This is a genomic window from Mycolicibacterium septicum DSM 44393 (genome assembly GCF_000455325.1).
Taxonomy (GTDB): domain Bacteria; phylum Actinomycetota; class Actinomycetes; order Mycobacteriales; family Mycobacteriaceae; genus Mycobacterium; species Mycobacterium septicum.
Map to the genome: position 1 here is coordinate 1,450,358 of NZ_HG322952.1, position 16,528 is coordinate 1,466,885.

Annotated in this window: 14 protein-coding genes, 1 tRNA gene, 1 other RNA gene and 2 pseudogenes; 10 read left to right on the top strand and 8 right to left on the bottom strand. The window is 67.6% G+C overall.

Annotation, left to right across the window (positions count from 1 at the left end):
• The first annotated feature begins 25 nt into the window (after positions 1-25).
• Positions 26-1,246, top strand: a complete 1,221-nt coding sequence (locus TX88_RS26780; protein WP_044521359.1) for a Mur ligase family protein — start codon at positions 26-28, stop codon at positions 1,244-1,246.
• Between the two features lie 5 nt (positions 1,247-1,251).
• The gene (locus tag TX88_RS26785) at positions 1,252-1,953 is read left to right on the top strand and encodes a type 1 glutamine amidotransferase (protein WP_084622183.1); all 702 of its coding nucleotides are present in this window, start codon (positions 1,252-1,254) and stop codon (positions 1,951-1,953) included.
• 66 nt (positions 1,954-2,019) lie between these two features.
• Here TX88_RS26785 and TX88_RS26790 read toward each other — a convergent pair whose 3' ends face one another.
• Together TX88_RS26790 and TX88_RS26795 are read right to left on the bottom strand one after the other, a co-directional pair.
• The gene (locus TX88_RS26790) at positions 2,020-2,433 is read right to left on the bottom strand and encodes a limonene-1,2-epoxide hydrolase family protein (protein WP_280113239.1); all 414 of its coding nucleotides are present in this window, start codon (positions 2,431-2,433) and stop codon (positions 2,020-2,022) included.
• Between the two features lie 28 nt (positions 2,434-2,461).
• Positions 2,462-3,175, bottom strand: coding sequence for an MBL fold metallo-hydrolase (locus TX88_RS26795; protein WP_044521364.1), 714 nt, complete (start codon positions 3,173-3,175; stop codon positions 2,462-2,464).
• A 503-nt stretch (positions 3,176-3,678) separates the two neighbouring features.
• Here TX88_RS26795 and TX88_RS26800 point away from each other — a divergent pair.
• Entirely contained in the window at positions 3,679-4,932 is a 1,254-nt protein-coding gene (locus TX88_RS26800) for a hypothetical protein (protein WP_044521367.1), read from the top strand.
• A gap of 70 nt (positions 4,933-5,002) precedes the next feature.
• Here the strand turns inward: TX88_RS26800 and recR are convergent, their stop codons facing one another.
• Positions 5,003-5,614, bottom strand: coding sequence for a recombination mediator RecR (gene recR / locus TX88_RS26805; RefSeq protein WP_003883644.1), 612 nt, complete (start codon positions 5,612-5,614; stop codon positions 5,003-5,005).
• Positions 5,615-5,947, bottom strand: coding sequence for a YbaB/EbfC family nucleoid-associated protein (locus TX88_RS26810; RefSeq protein WP_044521368.1), 333 nt, complete (start codon positions 5,945-5,947; stop codon positions 5,615-5,617).
• Positions 5,948-6,095: 148 nt separating this feature from the next.
• On the opposite strand from TX88_RS26810, the gene TX88_RS26815 reads away from it, so the two are divergent.
• Positions 6,096-6,824 carry an Rv3717 family N-acetylmuramoyl-L-alanine amidase gene (locus tag TX88_RS26815; protein ID WP_044521370.1) on the top strand — a complete coding sequence of 243 codons (729 nt, stop codon included), beginning with the start codon at positions 6,096-6,098 and terminating at the stop codon, positions 6,822-6,824.
• On the opposite strand, the gene TX88_RS26820 is transcribed toward TX88_RS26815, so the two are convergent.
• Positions 6,821-7,258 (bottom strand): SRPBCC family protein, encoded by a 438-nt coding sequence (locus TX88_RS26820; protein WP_044521372.1) that lies wholly within the window; start codon positions 7,256-7,258, stop codon positions 6,821-6,823. The genes TX88_RS26815 and TX88_RS26820 overlap by 4 nt on opposite strands.
• A 65-nt stretch (positions 7,259-7,323) precedes the next feature.
• Between TX88_RS26820 and TX88_RS26825 the strand changes: the two genes are divergently transcribed.
• Together TX88_RS26825 and TX88_RS26830 are read left to right on the top strand one after the other, a co-directional pair.
• Positions 7,324-8,715, top strand: coding sequence for an FAD-binding oxidoreductase (locus tag TX88_RS26825; RefSeq protein ID WP_044521379.1), 1,392 nt, complete (start codon positions 7,324-7,326; stop codon positions 8,713-8,715).
• 13 nt (positions 8,716-8,728) lie between these two features.
• A complete protein-coding gene (locus TX88_RS26830) occupies positions 8,729-10,042 on the top strand; it encodes a class I SAM-dependent methyltransferase (RefSeq protein WP_044521385.1) in 1,314 nt (437 codons plus the stop codon).
• Between the two features lie 28 nt (positions 10,043-10,070).
• Here the strand turns inward: TX88_RS26830 and TX88_RS26835 are convergent.
• The 3 genes and pseudogenes from TX88_RS26835 to ffs form a co-directional block, all read right to left on the bottom strand.
• Positions 10,071-12,097 (bottom strand): annotated as a pseudogene (locus tag TX88_RS26835) (DNA polymerase III subunits gamma/tau).
• A gap of 48 nt (positions 12,098-12,145) precedes the next feature.
• Positions 12,146-13,429, bottom strand: a complete 1,284-nt coding sequence (locus TX88_RS26840; protein ID WP_044522070.1) for an aspartate aminotransferase type Ic — start codon at positions 13,427-13,429, stop codon at positions 12,146-12,148.
• Between the two features lie 34 nt (positions 13,430-13,463).
• Positions 13,464-13,558: signal recognition particle sRNA small type (gene ffs / locus TX88_RS33555), an RNA gene on the bottom strand.
• A gap of 69 nt (positions 13,559-13,627) precedes the next feature.
• On the opposite strand from ffs, the gene TX88_RS26845 reads away from it, so the two are divergent.
• The 4 genes and pseudogenes from TX88_RS26845 to TX88_RS26860 all read left to right on the top strand — a co-directional run.
• Positions 13,628-13,713 (top strand) — tRNA-Ser (locus tag TX88_RS26845).
• An 83-nt stretch (positions 13,714-13,796) separates the two neighbouring features.
• Positions 13,797-14,552 (top strand): lipid uptake coordinator LucA, encoded by a 756-nt coding sequence (locus TX88_RS26850; protein ID WP_044521391.1) that lies wholly within the window; start codon positions 13,797-13,799, stop codon positions 14,550-14,552.
• Positions 14,553-14,603: 51 nt separating this feature from the next.
• On the top strand, positions 14,604-15,626 hold the full coding sequence (locus TX88_RS26855) for a S1C family serine protease (protein ID WP_044521396.1): 1,023 nt from the start codon (positions 14,604-14,606) through the stop codon (positions 15,624-15,626).
• 3 nt (positions 15,627-15,629) lie between these two features.
• Positions 15,630-16,528: pseudogene (locus TX88_RS26860) on the top strand (PucR family transcriptional regulator); the annotation flags it as partial.

Consider the following 16,528-nt stretch of genomic DNA (forward strand, 5'->3'; position numbering starts at 1 on the left):
GTGTCGTGCCCCTAAAATCGCCGGAATGCTGACCCTTCGCGGGCGCGCCGCCCTGGCCGCCGGATCAACCGCGCGCTGGGCCTCGCGGGTCACCGGCCGCGGCGCCGGTGCGATGATCGGCGGCCTGGTGGCGATGACGCTGGACCGCTCCATCCTGGGCCAACTGGGCCAGGGCCGCCGCAGCGTCGTCGTGACCGGCACCAATGGCAAGTCGACCACCACCCGGATGACCGCGGCCGCCCTGGCCACACTCGGCCCGGTGGCCAGTAACTCCGAGGGCGCCAACATGGACGCCGGCCTGGTGGCGGCGCTGGCCGGGGCCCGCGATGCCACGCTGGCGGCCCTGGAAGTCGACGAGATGCATGTCCCGCACGTCAGCGATGCGGTGTCGCCGTCGGTCATCGTCCTGCTGAATCTGTCCCGTGACCAGCTGGACCGGGTCGGTGAGATCAACCACATCGAACGCACGCTGCGAGGCGGGCTGGCCCGGCATCCCGACGCGGTGATCGTGGCCAACTGCGACGACGTCTTGATGACCTCGGCCGCCTACGACAGCCCCAATGTGGTGTGGGTGGCCGCCGGCGGCAGCTGGGCGGGTGACTCGGTGAGCTGCCCGCGATCCGGCGAGATCATCGAGCGCAACGGGCGCGACTGGTACTCGACCGGCAGCGACTTCAAACGTCCCAGCCCGCAGTGGTGGTTCGACGACACCCACATCTACGGTCCGGACGGCCTGGTGCTGCCGATGACCCTGGCCCTGCCCGGCGCCGTCAACCGCGGTAACGCCACCCAGGCCGTCGCGGCCGCCGTGGCGCTGGGCGCCGACCCTGCTGCCGCGGTGGCCGCGGTCTCCGGCGTCGACGAGGTCGCCGGGCGGTACCGCACGGTGCAGATCGGCACTCACACAGCGCGGATCCTGCTGGCCAAGAACCCGGCCGGATGGCAGGAGGCCCTGTCCATGGTCGACAAGCACGGCGCAGGCGTCGTCATCTCGGTCAACGGGCAGGTGCCCGACGGCGAGGATCTGTCCTGGCTGTGGGACGTCCGGTTCGAGCACTTCGACGACACCGTCGTCGTGGCCGCCGGCGAACGTGGCACCGACCTCGCGGTGCGGCTCGGCTACGCCGGCGTCGAGCATTCGCTGGTGCACGACACCGTCGCCGCGATCGACTCCTGCCCGCCCGGGCATGTCGAGGTGATCGCCAACTACACGGCCTTCCTGCAACTGAATCGGCGGATCTCGTGAGCGCGGTGCGGATCGGGCTCGTGCTGCCCGACGTGATGGGGACCTACGGAGACAGCGGCAATGCGGTTGTGCTGCAACAGCGCTTGCGGCTGCGCGGTATCGACGCCGAGATCGTCGAGATCACCCTGGCCGACCCGGTGCCCGACTCGCTGGACCTGTACACCCTCGGTGGCGCCGAGGACTACGCGCAGCGGCTGGCCACCAAGCACCTGATCCGGTACCCCGGTCTGCAACAAGCGGTTTCGCGGGGCGCACCGGTGCTCGCGATCTGCGCGGCGATCCAGGTCCTCGGCCACTGGTACGAGACCTCGGCCGGTGAGCGGGTGGACGGCGTCGGGCTGCTCGACGTCACCACGTCGCCGCAGGAGGCCCGCACCATCGGTGAGGTGGCGTCCACTCCCCTGCTCGACGGGCTCACCCAGCCGCTGACGGGTTTCGAGAACCACCGTGGCGGAACGGTTCTGGGCCCTTCGGCACGCCCCTTGGCGAAGGTGACCAAAGGTGCGGGCAACCGCCTGGGCGACGGCTATGACGGTGCGGTTCAGGGCAGTGTGGTGGCGACCTATCTGCACGGCCCGTGCCTGGCCCGCAATCCGGAGCTGGCCGACCATCTGCTGACGCAGGTGGTGGGTGAGCTACCGCCGCTGGAGCTTCCGGAAGTCGAGCTCCTGCGCCGCGAGCGCCTGGCTGCCCCTCGCCGGGTGTAGCTCGGGTTGCTTTTGCGCCGAGAGTGACGCCATGGTCGTTCTCCCGCGCAGGCAACGACCTTCGCGTCACTTTCGGCGAAGTGCCGGGAGGACGACGCCCGCCATCCCTCGCGCAACTCCCTTAATCAAGTCGGATAGGTCGAAATAGTCGCGCCACAGAGTGATCCGGCCATCGCGAACTTCGAAAACACCACACACCCAGAAGTGCGCCTCGAACGTGCCGATGAGCACTGAGTCCGTTCGCTCGGTCAGAACGGTGGTCCCGTCCCGGGCAATCCGGTGAATCACGACATCGAAGCGCACCTTCGGGGTGTCCAGACGTCGAAACACCGAGACGATACGGTCGACTCCGCGCATGGAGGGATAGCCAACATTTTCATAGACCACGTCGTCGGCGAGGAGCGATCGGACGACGTCGAAGTCCTTGTCCCGCATCACCGCATACAAGTACGACTCAACGACAGACACCGGGTCGGTCACGCTTGTCAGGGTAGTTCCGCTCCGCACGTCAGGATGCGAAAACGTCGACTGCTGCCGCGATCTGCGCTGCGGCATCGGTGAGAATCGGCTCACCGTGCCCGAATCCGGCGCGCTGCGCGCCCGTGGCCGCGAGCTTGGCCACAGAGTCGGCGAGCTCGGCGCGGTCGGTGTTGAAGATACCCACGATCACCTGGCCGTTGGACTCGGCGACCACGTCGCCGGTCAACACGGCGTCGGCAGCCGGCAGATAGAGGGCGATGCCGCCCGGGGTGTGGCCGGGCACGCCGATCACCCGGGCCCCGCCGGCGAAGTCCAGGACGTCACCGTCGCCGACCACCCGGTCCACCCGGCAGGCCGGGCCGTGCGGTGAGGCGTCGAAGTCGGGGCGCAGCGTCCGCTCCGAGTCGGTCAGCACGGGCAGTGGCCCGGATTCGTCGCCGCGGATGAACTCGGCGTCACCCTTGCCTGCGACGACCTCCACATCGGACCAGTCCGCGATCTCGGCGGCCGCGCCGCAATGGTCCTCGTGGAAATGCGTGAGCACGACGCGCTTGACGTGCAGGCGTCGCATTCCGAGCGCGGCCAGTGCCTCGGCGATCAGGCCGGAGCTGTCCGGCCAGCCGGTGTCGATGAGCGTGACACCTTCACCGTCCAGCCACAGGTAACTGTTGAGCAGGTGCGCCCGCTCACCGGGGATGCGCAGCCGGTACAACGAATCAGCCATCTGGAGTAGGTCGGGCATAACTCGACGCTAGTGGCTCAGACCTTCTTGGTGTGTCCGCGAATCGGACAATTTCGCCATCTGTGTAAATCCTGTGGTTGCCGGCCCGCGGGGCCGCAACACCGTGATGTATATCCGATCGACCAACCCGGGTCACACAGATCACATATCCGCCGCAAACTGTCGCGCGTCACGATCGGCCAAAGCTACCGGCCAGTATGGACCAGCATCTAGACCATTTATACCGAGTTGGGCTAACTACTGGCAGACACTGCCGCGTTGCCCGCAGCCCAGCCCGCGGACCGTTTCACCGGTCAGAACCCGACCGGCTGAACATTTGCCAGACCGTTCAAGATCAGGCCGTGACCGCTCTTTTGAGCAAACTTTTTACGCAGCCCACGCCCCTAGGGGCTGTCTCATTATTTGGACTAACTATGGATTTGACATGGCGTTATGTGTTGAATCTCTTATTACTCTCAAGTAAGTATCAGCTTCCCTCGCGGAAGCAAGCAAAGGAATGAATGATGGAAACCGCTGTTCGCTCATATCTCACCGCCGGGGTTGCCCTGGCCGGCGCGGGCGTCATCGCCGTCAGCCCGGTCATGCCGACCCCGACTGACATCCAGCTGCCCGCAGTACACGCATCGTCTGCAGCGGTTGAACTGTCCGCCCTGACCAACCCCCTGGATGCCTGGGCACAGACCCTGTCGAACGCGAGCGCCAACCTGCAGACCCTCGGAGAGCAGCTGTTGGCCAGTGACGCCCCGATTCTGCGGACCGTCATCAGCAATCAGATCGGCAACGCTACGGTCGTGGGCAACGCCGTCCAGACGTATGCCGACAACCTCACCTCCACGCTGCAAGGCCTGCCCGCCGCATTGCAGACGGCTTCCGACCTGATCTCTCAGGGCCAGATCACCGATGCCGTGGACGGGCTGACCCTGAGCCTGCTCCCGGCGATCCTGGGCCTGCTCGACCTGTCGAACAACAGCTGGACCGCGGTCACCACGACGACGCAGAATCTCGCGAACGTGATCGCCGCGGTGCCGACCATCGCGACCGCGGCGGTGCTGCCGGCCGTCTTCCCGCTCCTGTCCGTGCTGAACGGAGTCGCCGCAACCGCGCAGGAAGTGGCGACGGCCGCCAACGCCGGCGATACCGAAGGCGTCGCCAACGCCCTCATCAACGCGCCGGCGAACCTCACCGACGCATTCCTCAACGGCAAGGGCACGATTCTGGGGATCATCCCCGTCGCAGGACTGCTGTCGCCGTCTTCCCCGCTGGGTGCCCTGGGTAGCGGACCCATCGCATCCCTGCTCGATATCCCCAAGACCATCGCCGGACTGCTCGACCCGAATCCGTTGGCACCGGCCACCACCTCGGCGGCGGTCACCTCCGCCAAGCTGAGCACTTCGGCCGTCAGCACGCTCAGCAGCGGGACGTCCGCGCGTAGCGTCACGCTCAGCGTTCCGGCCGGCGAAACCGCCGCGGCGCCAGAAGCCGTCGCGACATCTGCCGATTCCACCGATGCCACGGCACCCGCTACACAGGCCGACGACTCGACCTCGGCTTCAACTTCGAAAGCGACTCCCAAAGCGACGTCGAAAGCGAGCAACAAGGTCACCGGCTCTGCGAAGCAGGTTCGTGACAACCTCAGGAAAGCCACGCAGCGAATCGCCGGGAAGACCGGCAAGAGTGCCGACAGCACCAGCACCGACGGTGCCAAGAGTGCTGCAGGTAAGTCCGATCGCAAGAGTGGCGGCAAGCACCACGAGTAGCCACCGATCCTGAAAGCGGTGGGCCCTTTCTGCGGAGAGGGCCCACCGTTTCGGTATCGGCGAGAACGCGCTAAGCCATCGCGCGGCGGCCGGCCAGTGCCCGGCCCAGGGTGAGCTCGTCGGCGAACTCCAGGTCGCCGCCCATTGGCAGCCCCGAGGCGATGCGGGTGACCGTCAGCCCGGGGATGTCGCGCAGCATCCGGACCAGATAGGTGGCCGTGGCCTCACCCTCGGTGTTGGGGTCGGTCGCGATGATCACCTCGGCCACGTCGACGCCGTCGACGCGTTCACCGATCCGGTTGAGCAGCTCACGGATGCGCAGCTGGTCGGGCCCGACGCCCGACAAGGGATCCAGCGCCCCGCCCAGCACGTGGTAGCGGCCGCGGAATTCGCGGGTGCGTTCGACGGCCTGCACGTCCTTGGGTTCCTCGACCACGCACACCAGCGAGGCGTCGCGGCGGGGGTCCTTGCAGATCCGGCAGCGTTCCTCGTCGGAGACGTTGCCGCACACCGCGCAGAAAGTCACGCCGTCACGGATGCGGCCCAGCACCGCGGTCAGCCGATCGATGTCCGGCGGCTCGACGCTCAGCAGGTGAAACGCGATCCGCTGCGCGCTCTTGGGGCCGATGCCGGGCAACTTGCCCAGCTCGTCGATCAGATCCTGTACTGGGCCTTCGAACACTTACAGCCCCGGAAGTCCGAATCCGCCCAGCCCGCCGGCCAGCGGGCCCAGGCGGCTCTGCGCCAGGGCGGTCACCTGATTGGAGGCATCGGCGAGGGCACCGACGATGAGGTCCTGAAGGGTCTCGACGTCCTCGGGGTCGACGACCTTGGGATCGATCGCCACCGCGATCACCTCACCGCTGCCCTTGACCGTGACCTGCACCAGCCCGCCGCCGGCCTGGCCGTGCACCTCGGAGTTGGCCAGCGCCTCCTGCGCCTCCATGAGCTGCTGCTGTACCTGCTGCGCCTGCGCCAGCAGGGCCGACATGTCGGGCGTGCCTCCGGGTTGCATGCGTGGTCCCCTTGCCGTGTTGATTGCGTCTTGGTCTCGACTTGGTTGCTCTCGCCTGTCGGCGGCGATTCGGACTTTCAGCCTAGTCGGCGTGCGGGCTAGCGTGGCGCCCGTGCGAGTCCCAGCCTGCGTGCGTGTCGGCACCGCGATGGTCAGCAGCGTCATTGTCGCCGCGGCCGTCCCGGCGGTCATCGACGCTCCCCACGCCAACGCCGCTCCCTCGAACATCGCCGGCATGATCGTTTTCCTCGATCCCGGCCACAACGGTGCGAACGACGCATCGATCAGCCGCCAGGTACCCACCGGCCGCGGCGGCACCAAGGACTGCCAGGCCAGCGGCACCTCCACCACGGACGGCTACCCCGAGCACACCTTCACCTGGGACACCACGCTGCGGGTGCGCGCCATCCTGAACCAGATGGGTGTGCGCACCGCGATGTCACGCGGCAACGACAACGCGCTGGGACCGTGCGTCGACGAACGGGCCTCGATGGCCAATGCACTGCGGCCGAACGCCATCGTGTCCATCCACGCCGACGGCGGCCCGCCCAACGGCCGCGGCTTCCACGTGCTCTACTCGTCGCCGCCGTTGAACAATGTGCAGGCCGGGCCGTCTGTGCAATTCGCCCAGACCATGCGCGATCAGCTGTCCGCGTCGGGCATCCCGCCCGCGACCTACATCGGTTCCGGTGGTCTGGACGCCCGCTCCGACATCGCCGGGCTCAACCTGGCGCAGTTCCCGTCGATCCTCGTCGAGTGCGGCAACATGAAGAACCCTGTCGACTCAGCACTGATGAAAACCCCGGACGGCCAGCAGAAGTATGCCGAGGCAATCGCCCGGGGTGTCGCCGCGTATCTGGGTTCGCAGGCGCGCTAGCTTTCGACTTCCTTCTTCAAGTTGGCCAGCACCTCGTCCTGGATCTTGCGCAGGCCCAGCGGTGCGAAAGTCTTCTCGAAGAAGCCCTTGACCCCGCCTGCACCGGTCCAGCTGGTCTTGAGGTTGACCGACGATCCGGCGCCCGCCGGGGCAACGGTCCAGTTGGTCACCAGGCTGGAGTTCGCGTCCTTCTCGATCACCGTGTGGCCGGCAACGTCCACCGACGCCTTGATGTCACGCACCCGGGACTCGGTCGCCTGCAGCTTCCAGCTGGCCACCGTGCCCGCACCCTGACCACCCTCGAGCACCTGGTAGTCGCGGTAGTGCGAGGAGAGGATCTTCGGGCGCACGGTCTGGTAGTCCGCGATCGCGGCGAACACCGCGGCCGGCTCGGCGTTGATCAGAACCGTGCTGACCGCACTGACCTGTCCCATGACTGAAACTCCTTTTGCTCGTGTCTGCGGGTGCATCGTCGGCAACCTCCGACTAGCGTATATGTGTGTCTGTTGTTACGACTGACGCACAAGCTGCCCATGCCCTAGGCGTGCAGCGCCTCCTGGACAGTTACCGCGCCATACCGCCCAATTCGACGGTGCGGCTTGCCAAGCCCACGTCGAACCTCTTCCGTGCGCGAGATCGCAGCGATGTCAAGGGTCTGGACGTATCGGGGCTGACCAATGTGATCGCGGTCGACGCCGAAGCCCGTACCGCCGACGTCGCCGGCATGTGCACCTACGAGGATCTGGTGGCCGCGACGCTCCCGCACGGCCTGGCGCCGCTGGTGGTGCCGCAGCTCAAGACCATCACGCTGGGCGGCGCCGTCACCGGCCTCGGCATCGAGTCGACGTCATTCCGCAACGGTCTGCCGCACGAATCGGTGCTGGAGATGGACATTCTCACCGGGGCAGGCGAAATCGTCACCGCATCACCCGAACAGCATCCCGACCTGTTTCGAACGTTCCCCAATTCATATGGCACGCTCGGATATTCGACCCGGCTCCGAATCGAGCTCGAACCCGTCACCTCCTTTGTCGCGTTGCGCCACCTTCGGTTTCACTCGCTGACCGACCTCGTCGCGGCGATGGACCGGATCATCGAGACCGGTGGGCTGGACGGCGAGCCGGTCGATTACCTCGACGGCGTGGTGTTCAGTGCCGACGAGAGCTACCTGTGCGTCGGTTTCAAGACGACGACGCCCGGCCCGGTCAGCGACTACACCGGCCAGGACATCTACTACCGCTCGATCCAGCACGCGCAAGGCGAGAAACACGACCGGCTGACGATCCACGACTATCTGTGGCGGTGGGACACCGACTGGTTCTGGTGCTCACGGGCATTCGGCGCGCAGAACCCCACCATCCGGCGGTTCTGGCCGCGTCGGCTGCGGCGCAGCAGCTTCTACTGGAAACTCGTCGGCTACGACCAGCGGTTCAACATCGCCGACCGGATCGAGAAGCGCAACGGGCGCCCGCCCCGCGAGCGGGTGGTGCAGGACATCGAGGTGCCAATAGAGAACTGTGAACGGTTCCTCTCGTGGTTCCTGGAGAACGTGCCGATCGAACCGATCTGGCTGTGCCCACTGCGGTTACGCGATGACGACCGCCATGCGGCGGGCTGGCCGCTGTATCCCCTGCGCGCCCACCACACCTACGTCAACGTCGGGTTCTGGTCCTCGGTACCGGTCGGCCCGGTGGAAGGCCACACCAACAAGCTGATCGAGACCAAGGTCAGCGAGCTCGACGGGCACAAGTCCCTGTATTCCGATTCCTACTATCCGCGTGAGGATTTCGACGAGCTCTACGGCGGTGAGACCTACAAGGCCGTCAAGAAGTCCTACGACCCCGATTCACGTCTGTTTGACCTGTATTCGAAAGCCGTGTTGCGCCGATGAACGGAGAACAGCGATGACCACCTTCAAAGAACACTCGACGCACGCAACCGACCACAAGCTCAGCCTTGCAGAGATCTTGGAGATCTTCGCGGCCGGGACGCAGCCACTGAAGTTCACCGCGTACGACGGAAGCACCTCGGGGCCCACGGACGCCACGCTCGGTCTGGACCTCAAGACTCCGCGCGGCACCACCTATCTCGCGACAGCTCCCGGGGATCTTGGCCTGGCCCGCGCCTACGTGTCCGGCGACCTGGAACTGTACGGGGTCCATCCCGGCGACCCGTACCCCCTGCTGTGCGCGCTGGCCGAGAAGATGGCGTTCAAGCGCCCGCCCGCCCGGGTGCTGGCCAACATCGTGCGGTCCATCGGCATCGAGCACCTCAAGCCCATCGCGCCGCCGCCGCAGGAGGCGCTGCCGCGGTGGCGCCGGGTGGTAGAGGGGTTGCGACACAGCAAGACTCGCGACGCCGAGGCGATCCACCACCACTACGACGTATCGAACACGTTCTACGAGTGGGTCCTCGGGCCGTCGATGACCTACACCTGCGCGTGCTACCCGGATGCCGATGCCGGCCTGGAGGAGGCGCAGGACAACAAGTACCGCCTGGTGTTCGAGAAGCTACGGCTCCAGCCCGGTGACCGCTTGCTCGACGTCGGCTGCGGTTGGGGCGGCATGGTGCGTTACGCCGCACGCCACGGGGTCAAGGCGATCGGGGTGACACTGTCCAAGGAACAGGCCCGGTGGGCGCAGGAGGCCATCGTCAGGGAGGGTCTTGGGGATCTGGCCGAGGTGCGCCACGGCGACTACCGCGACATCGCCGAGACCGGGTTCGACGCCGTCTCCTCGATCGGCCTGACCGAGCACATCGGCGTGCACAACTATCCGTCGTACTTCGGTTTCCTGAAGTCGAAGATGCGTACCGGTGCGCTGTTGCTCAACCACTGCATCACCCGCCACGACAACCGGAGCGGAGCGGCCGCCGGAGGTTTCATCGACCGCTACGTGTTCCCGGACGGCGAGCTGACCGGCTCGGGACGCATCATCACCGAGATGCAGGACGTCGGCCTGGAGGTCATGCACGAGGAGAACCTTCGCAACCACTACGCGATGACGCTGCGCGACTGGTGCGCCAACCTCGTCGAGCACTGGGACGAGGCCGTCGCCGAGGTCGGGCTGCCCACTGCCAAGGTGTGGGGCCTGTACATGGCGGGCTCCAGGCTCGGCTTCGAGACGAATGTCGTCCAGCTGCACCAGGTTCTGGCCGTCAAGCTCGATGACCGCGGCAACGACGGCGGCCTGCCGTTGCGGCCGTGGTGGACCGCCTAGACAAGCGTCGCCGCCGATTGAGGTTGCGCTAGCTCTCGATCTTTCGCGCACCCAGTTCGTTCTGAAGCAGTTCCAGCGCGACCTCTTCGGGGTCGCGGCGCGGCCCGGCCTCGCTCTGCGAAGCCTCGGCGAGCATCTCTGCCTCTTCCTGCTCCGGGGACGGCGGCGGTTCGGGATCCGGCACCGGTTCGGGTTCGGGAATGACCCGGCCCGGCCGGGTCGGGACCCGCGGCGGGGGTTTGGCGGCCTTCGGCGGAGGTGGCGGCGCTGCCTCCGCGGTCCCGACCTCGCAGCGGATCTGCCAGTCCACCCCGAGCGCGTCCTTGAGCGCATCCCGGATCACATCGGCATTGCGCGACTCGGTGAGCCGCTTCGCCAGCGGCGGTGATTCATGAGACAGCACAAGGGTTTTGTCCTCGACCGCCCGCACGATCGCCCCCGACAGCATGACCTCGGTGGTGCGGCTGCGTTCGCGCACCTTCTCCCGCACCGTCGTCCACATCGAGCGCACGGCGGCTGCGTTGGGCTCGCCACCGGGGGTCACTGCTGCCGGCGCAGGCAGGGGTTCAGGCTCGGGTTCCGGAGCAGGCTCGGGCTCGAAGTCGGGCTCCGGCGGGAGCGGCGGCTCGGGCTCGGGTTCCGGAGCGGGTGGCGGTGGCGGCGGCGCCGAGACGGGTTCGGGGGCGGCGACCGGTTCCGGAGCGGCGACCGGTTCGGGGGTGGCGACCGGTTCGGGGGTGGCGACCGGTTCGGGAGCGGGCGGCGGCGTCGGGGCGGGAGCCTCGGCAGGAGCCTCGACCGGGGCCGCCTGGCTGCGCCGGGTGAAGGTCTTGGCGGGCTCGGCGGCGGGACGGGCGGCCGATGCCGCGGCCTCGCCTGCCGGGATCGACAGGTCCAACCGGGTCTCGATGCGTTCGATGCGCTGCAGCAGCGCCGACTCGGTGTCATGCGCCGAGGGCAGCAGCAGCCGGGCACACACCACCTCCAGCAGCAGCCGCGGCGCGGTCGCACCACGCATCTCCCCGAGGCCCGCGTGCACCACCTCGGCATAGCGGGCCAGCGTCGCCGCACCACTTTGTCGGCCTGCTCCCGCATCCGCTCCAGCACGTCGGCCGGTGCGTCCACGACACCGCGGGTGACCGCGTCGGGCACGGCCTGCAGCACGATCAGATCGCGAAAGCGTTCCAGCAGATCGGTGGCAAAGCGCCGCGGATCGTGTCCGGCGTCGATCACCGCCTCCACGGCGCCGAACAATGCGGCAGCATCGCCGGCGGCCAGTGCCTCGACCGCATCGTCGATGAGCGCCATGTCCGTGGCACCGAGTAGGGCCAGCGCCCGCTGATAGGTGATGTGGTTGCCATCCGCACCCTGCTCGGAGCCGGCCAGCAGCTGATCGAGCACCGAGAGCGTGTCGCGGGGGGAGCCGCCGCCGGCCCGGATGACCAGCGGGTACACCGCGTCGTCGACGTTGACGTTCTCTTCGGCACAGATGCGCTCGAGCAGCGGACGCATGGTGCGCGGGGCCAGCAGCCGGAACGGGTAGTGGTGGGTACGCGACCGGATGGTCGGGAGCACCTTCTCGGGTTCGGTGGTGGCGAACACGAAGATCAGGTGCTCGGGCGGCTCCTCGACGATCTTGAGGAGCGCGTTGAAACCGGCGGTGGTGACCATGTGCGCTTCGTCGATGATGAAGATGCGGTAGCGGGATTGCGCCGGGGTGAAGAACGCGCGGTCGCGCAGTTCTCGGGTGTCGTCGACGCCACCGTGGCTGGCCGCGTCGAGTTCGGTGACGTCGAGGTTGCCCGGACCGTTGGGGGCCAGCGCGACGCACGAATCGCAGACGCCGCAGGGTGTGGGCGTCGGCCCCTGCTCGCAGTTGAGCGAGCGGGCCAGGATGCGCGCCGAGGACGTCTTGCCGCAGCCGCGCGGCCCGGAGAACAGGTAGGCGTGGTTGATCCGACCCGCGGTCAGCGCAGTAGATAGCGGCTCGGTGACATGTTCCTGGCCAACGACTTCCGCGAAGCTTGCCGGCCGGTATTTGCGGTAGAGAGCCACGGAAGAAGGCTACCGATCCGGTCCGACGGCGCGAGCACCAGCGGACAATTACTCGCCCAGCAGGGACTCGGTCGCCGCGAGCAGGGCGCAGGTGGCCAGGCCGTCGACCGCCTCACGCACATCCGACAGCGACGGGAACGTCGGCGCGATGCGGATGTTCTTGTCCTCGGGGTCCTTGCGGTACGGGAACGACGCACCCGCCTCGGTCACCGCGATCCCGGCGTCCTTGGCCAGGGAAACGGTGCGCTTGGCGGTGCCGGGCCACACGTCGAGGCTGACGAAGTAGCCGCCCTTGGGATCGGTCCACGACGCGATCTTCGACTCCCCCAGCCGGTCCTCGAGGATCTCGGCGACCAAGGCGAACTTGGGGGCGATCAGCTGCCGGTGGCGCTGCATCTGCAGCCGCACGCCATCGGCGTCGCGGAAATAGCGACTGTGGCGCAGCTGGTTGATCTTGTCCGGCCCGATCGTCTTCTTGCCCGCGTGCTGCAGGTACCAGGCGATGTTTCCCAGCGAGCCGCCCAAGAAGCTCACCCCCGCCCCGGCGAAGGTGATCTTGGACGTCGAGGCGAACACCAGCGGACGGTTCGGGTTACCGGCGGCCTCGGCCAGACCCAGCACGTCGACCTGGCGGATGAACTCGTCGGTCAGGGTGTGAACCGCATAGGCGTTGTCCCACATCAACCGGAAATCGTTTGCGGCCGTGCGCATCTGGACGAGACGCCGGACCACTTCCCAGGAGTAGGTGACGCCGGTCGGGTTGCCGTACACCGGAATGCACCACATGCCCTTGATCGCCGGATCGGCCGCGACGAGTTCCTCGATCAGGTCGACGTCCGGCCCGTCCTCGCGCATCGGCACCGCGATCATCTCGATTCCGAAGGACTCGGTGATGGCGAAGTGCCGGTCATATCCGGGCGCGGGGCAGAGGAACTTCACTTTCTCCTCTTGGCCCCAGGGCCGCACCGAGTCCACACCGCCGTGCAGCAGCGAGAACACGAGGACGTCGTGCATCATCTCCAGGCTCGCGTTGTTGCCCGCGATCAGGTTCTGCACCGGGATGCCGAGCAGCTCGCCGAAGATCTCCCGCAGTTCGGGCAGCCCGTGCAGGCCGCCGTAGTTGCGGGTGTCGGTGCCTTCGCGGTCGCGGAAGGAGTCTTTTTCGGAGCCGGGGAGCGACAGCAGCGCGTTGGAGAGATCCAACTGCTCGGAAGCCGGCTTACCCCGGGTCAGGTCCAGGCTCAGCTTCTTGGCCTGCAGCTCTGCGTAGTTGCGCTGTTGGACTTCGTGCTGCGCGAGCAGATCGTCGCGGCCGAGAGACTGGAACGACACCGCGCGCCTTTCACAGATGGTGAATGAGCTGAACATAAGGGGACCCCGCGCACCCGCCAGAGCCCGTTGACCCTTGCTGCCTTCCGGCCCTGGGGGAGTTCACAGGATGGACGCCGCGCGGGGTCCACAGCGAGTGTAATACCCGCCCCTTCCCCGGCGTTTACGGGACTGGTTCGAGCGTCGGCTACGATTGCCGACGGAGGATTCGCCTAGTGGCCTATGGCGCTCGCCTGGAACGCGGGTTGGGTTAACAGCCCTCAGGGGTTCAAATCCCCTATCCTCCGCGCTCGGGTCCGGGGTGCGACCTGCTGAATCAACCCTGATCAGCAGGTCGCACCCCGGCCCAATTAAGTACCCGAGGAGGAGTATGGGCCGCACCGTCGCGGTGATCTGGCACGTGTCGTTTTCGATCGTGGCCGCCGGCCTCTTCTTCTTTTTCGTTCTTCCGCGATGGCCCGAACTCATGGGCCAGACCTCGCCGACGCTCGGGCTGATCCTGCGCATCGTCACCGGTGTGCTGATCGGTCTCGCGGCCCTGCCGGTGGTGTTCACCCTGCAGCGGACCAAGCGGCCCGAGCTGGCCACCCCGGAGCTGGCGCTGCGGTTGCGGACCGCCTCGATTTTCCTGCATGTGCTGGCAGCGGTGCTGATCGTCGTCACCGCGGTCTCCGAGATCTGGTTGTCGCTGGACAGCTTCGGTCCGTGGCTGTTCGGGATCTACGGCGCCGCCGCCGCGATCGCGCTGCTCGGCATCTTCGCCTTCTACCTGGCCTTTGTCGCCGAATTGCCGCCCCCGCCGCCGAGGCCGGTCAAGACCCGCGAGAAGGCCGAGCGCCGCGGACGTAAGAAGGCCGACGCGGAAGAGACCGAAGAGACCGCGGTCGATGAGACCGAGAAGCCTGCCGAGACCGACGCTGACGCAGACGCCGAAGAGACCGAGGCCGAGCCTGAGTCCGAAAAGGCTGAAGAAGGCGAAGCTTCCGAAGAGGCCGAAGAGTCCGAAGAGGCCACCGAGGACGACAAGGCGGAGGGTGCGTCTCTGCGCAACCGCCGGCCGTCCAGCAAGAGTGGCACCAAGCGCAGGGGCTGGCGCTCGCGCAGCGACGTCGCCACCGAAGACTGACGCAACGCCGATCGCGTCGACATCGGGTTCTTGCCCAGCCAAGATGGGTACATGAGCAAAGTGGGCTCACATCCGTTCAAAGTGATTCTCGCCGCGGCACTGACCGCCGCGGCCACCGTCGTCGTCCCGTCGGCACCTGCCGGCGCCGCACCCGGTGACCCGGAGGCGGTGGCCACCCAGGTCGAACCAACGGTGGCGCGCATCGACACCCGGGTCGACTACCAACAGGCCTACGGCATCGGCACCGGCATCGTGCTCTCCCCGAACGGCGAGGTGCTGACCAACTATCACGTCGTCCAAGGGGCCAACTCGATCAGCGCCACCGTCGGCGGCCAGAGTTTCCCCGCCGACCTGGTCGGCTACGACCGCCAGAACGACATCGCGGTGCTGCAACTGCACGGTGCGGCCGGCCTGCCACCAGCACCGATCGGCGATTCGGGCGCGCTGGCACCGGGTCAGCCGGTGGTCGCGCTCGGCAATGCCGGGGGTAGCGGCGCGCCGCTGACCCGCGAGATCGGCACCGTCAGCGCCTTCAACCGGACCGTCAACGCCGAAGACGAGCTGACCGGCACCAGCGATGAGATCAACGGCCTGTTCGAGTTCGCCGCGCCGGTACGTGCCGGCGATTCCGGCGGGCCGGTGGTCAACGATGCGGGCCAGGTCGTCGGGATGACGACAGCGGCGTCGGTGAACTTCCGGATGGGCCCCGGTGGCAAGGGATTCGCGATCCCGATCAACGACGCGATGGGCATCGCCGGACAGATCCGCGCCCGCACCCCGTCACCTTCGGTGCACATCGGACCGCCGACCATGCTCGGCGTGGGAGTGCGCACCGCGCAGCGCCAGAACGGCGGCGTGATCGTGCAGGACGTCATTCCCGGCGGACCGGCAGAGGCGGCCGGCCTGAACCCGGGCGATCTGCTCACCAACATCGAGGGCACCCGGCTGGATTCGGCCCGCACCCTGACGCTGGTTCTCGATCAGCACTACCCGGGCGACGTCGTGGGTCTGACCTGGCTGGACCAGGGCGGCCAACAACGCACCGGCAAGGCCACGCTGGCTGCCGGGCCGTAGTCCGTGGTCACGCTGGACCGCCTGATCAACGTCCTGGGCGGCTACGGGGTGCGGCTGCGCACCCCGGCGAATGGACCCCGTCCGGCGCCACGCTCGACCGAGCTGCGCAGCGTCGTGATGCACGAACCCGGGCAGGTCATCGGTGACGTCCTGCTCGCAGTCGGGGCCACCTCGGTCGGCGAGGCTGTTCAGTGGGCGGCCGCCGCGCGTGCCGTGGTGGTGCTGGTCCGCGGCCCCGACAGTCCCTCCGGCGATGACGAGCCGGTGGCCGACGACCGTATCGCGGTGATGACCGTCGACCCCGAAGTCTCCTGGAGCGAGCTGGCGGCCGTGGTCTACGGCGTCGTGCTGGAGGGCCGGGAAACCGAATCCGGGCGTGGCCCAACCGATTTGTTCGCCCTGGCCGACAGCCTGGCCGACGCTGTGGGCGGCTCGGTCACGATCGAGGACCGGCGCAGTTCGGTGCTGGCCTACTCGCGGCTGCAGCAGCATGCGGACCCGGCCCGCGCCGAGACGATCCTGAGCCGCCGGGCTCCGCAACAGCTGCGGGCCCTGTTCGAAGCCCGCGGGGTGTTCCGGCATCTGGCCGAATCCGACGAGCCGATGTTCGTCGGCGGTGACGACGAACGCGGCCTGACCGGGCGGATGGTGGTCGCCGCCCGGGCCGGTCGCGAACTACTCGGGTCGATCTGGGTGACCTGTGCCGAGCCATTGCCCGACGCGCGCCGGGCCGCGCTGGCCGACGGCGCCCGCATGGTCGCCCTGCACCTGCTGCGCTCACGGGCCAGCGCCGATCTGGAACGCCAGGTGGAGTCCGAGCTCGTCATCCGTCTGCTCGAGGGCGCTGCCGACGCCACCACGGCGGCCAGCCGGCTCGGGCTCCCGCAGACACCGCTGCGGGT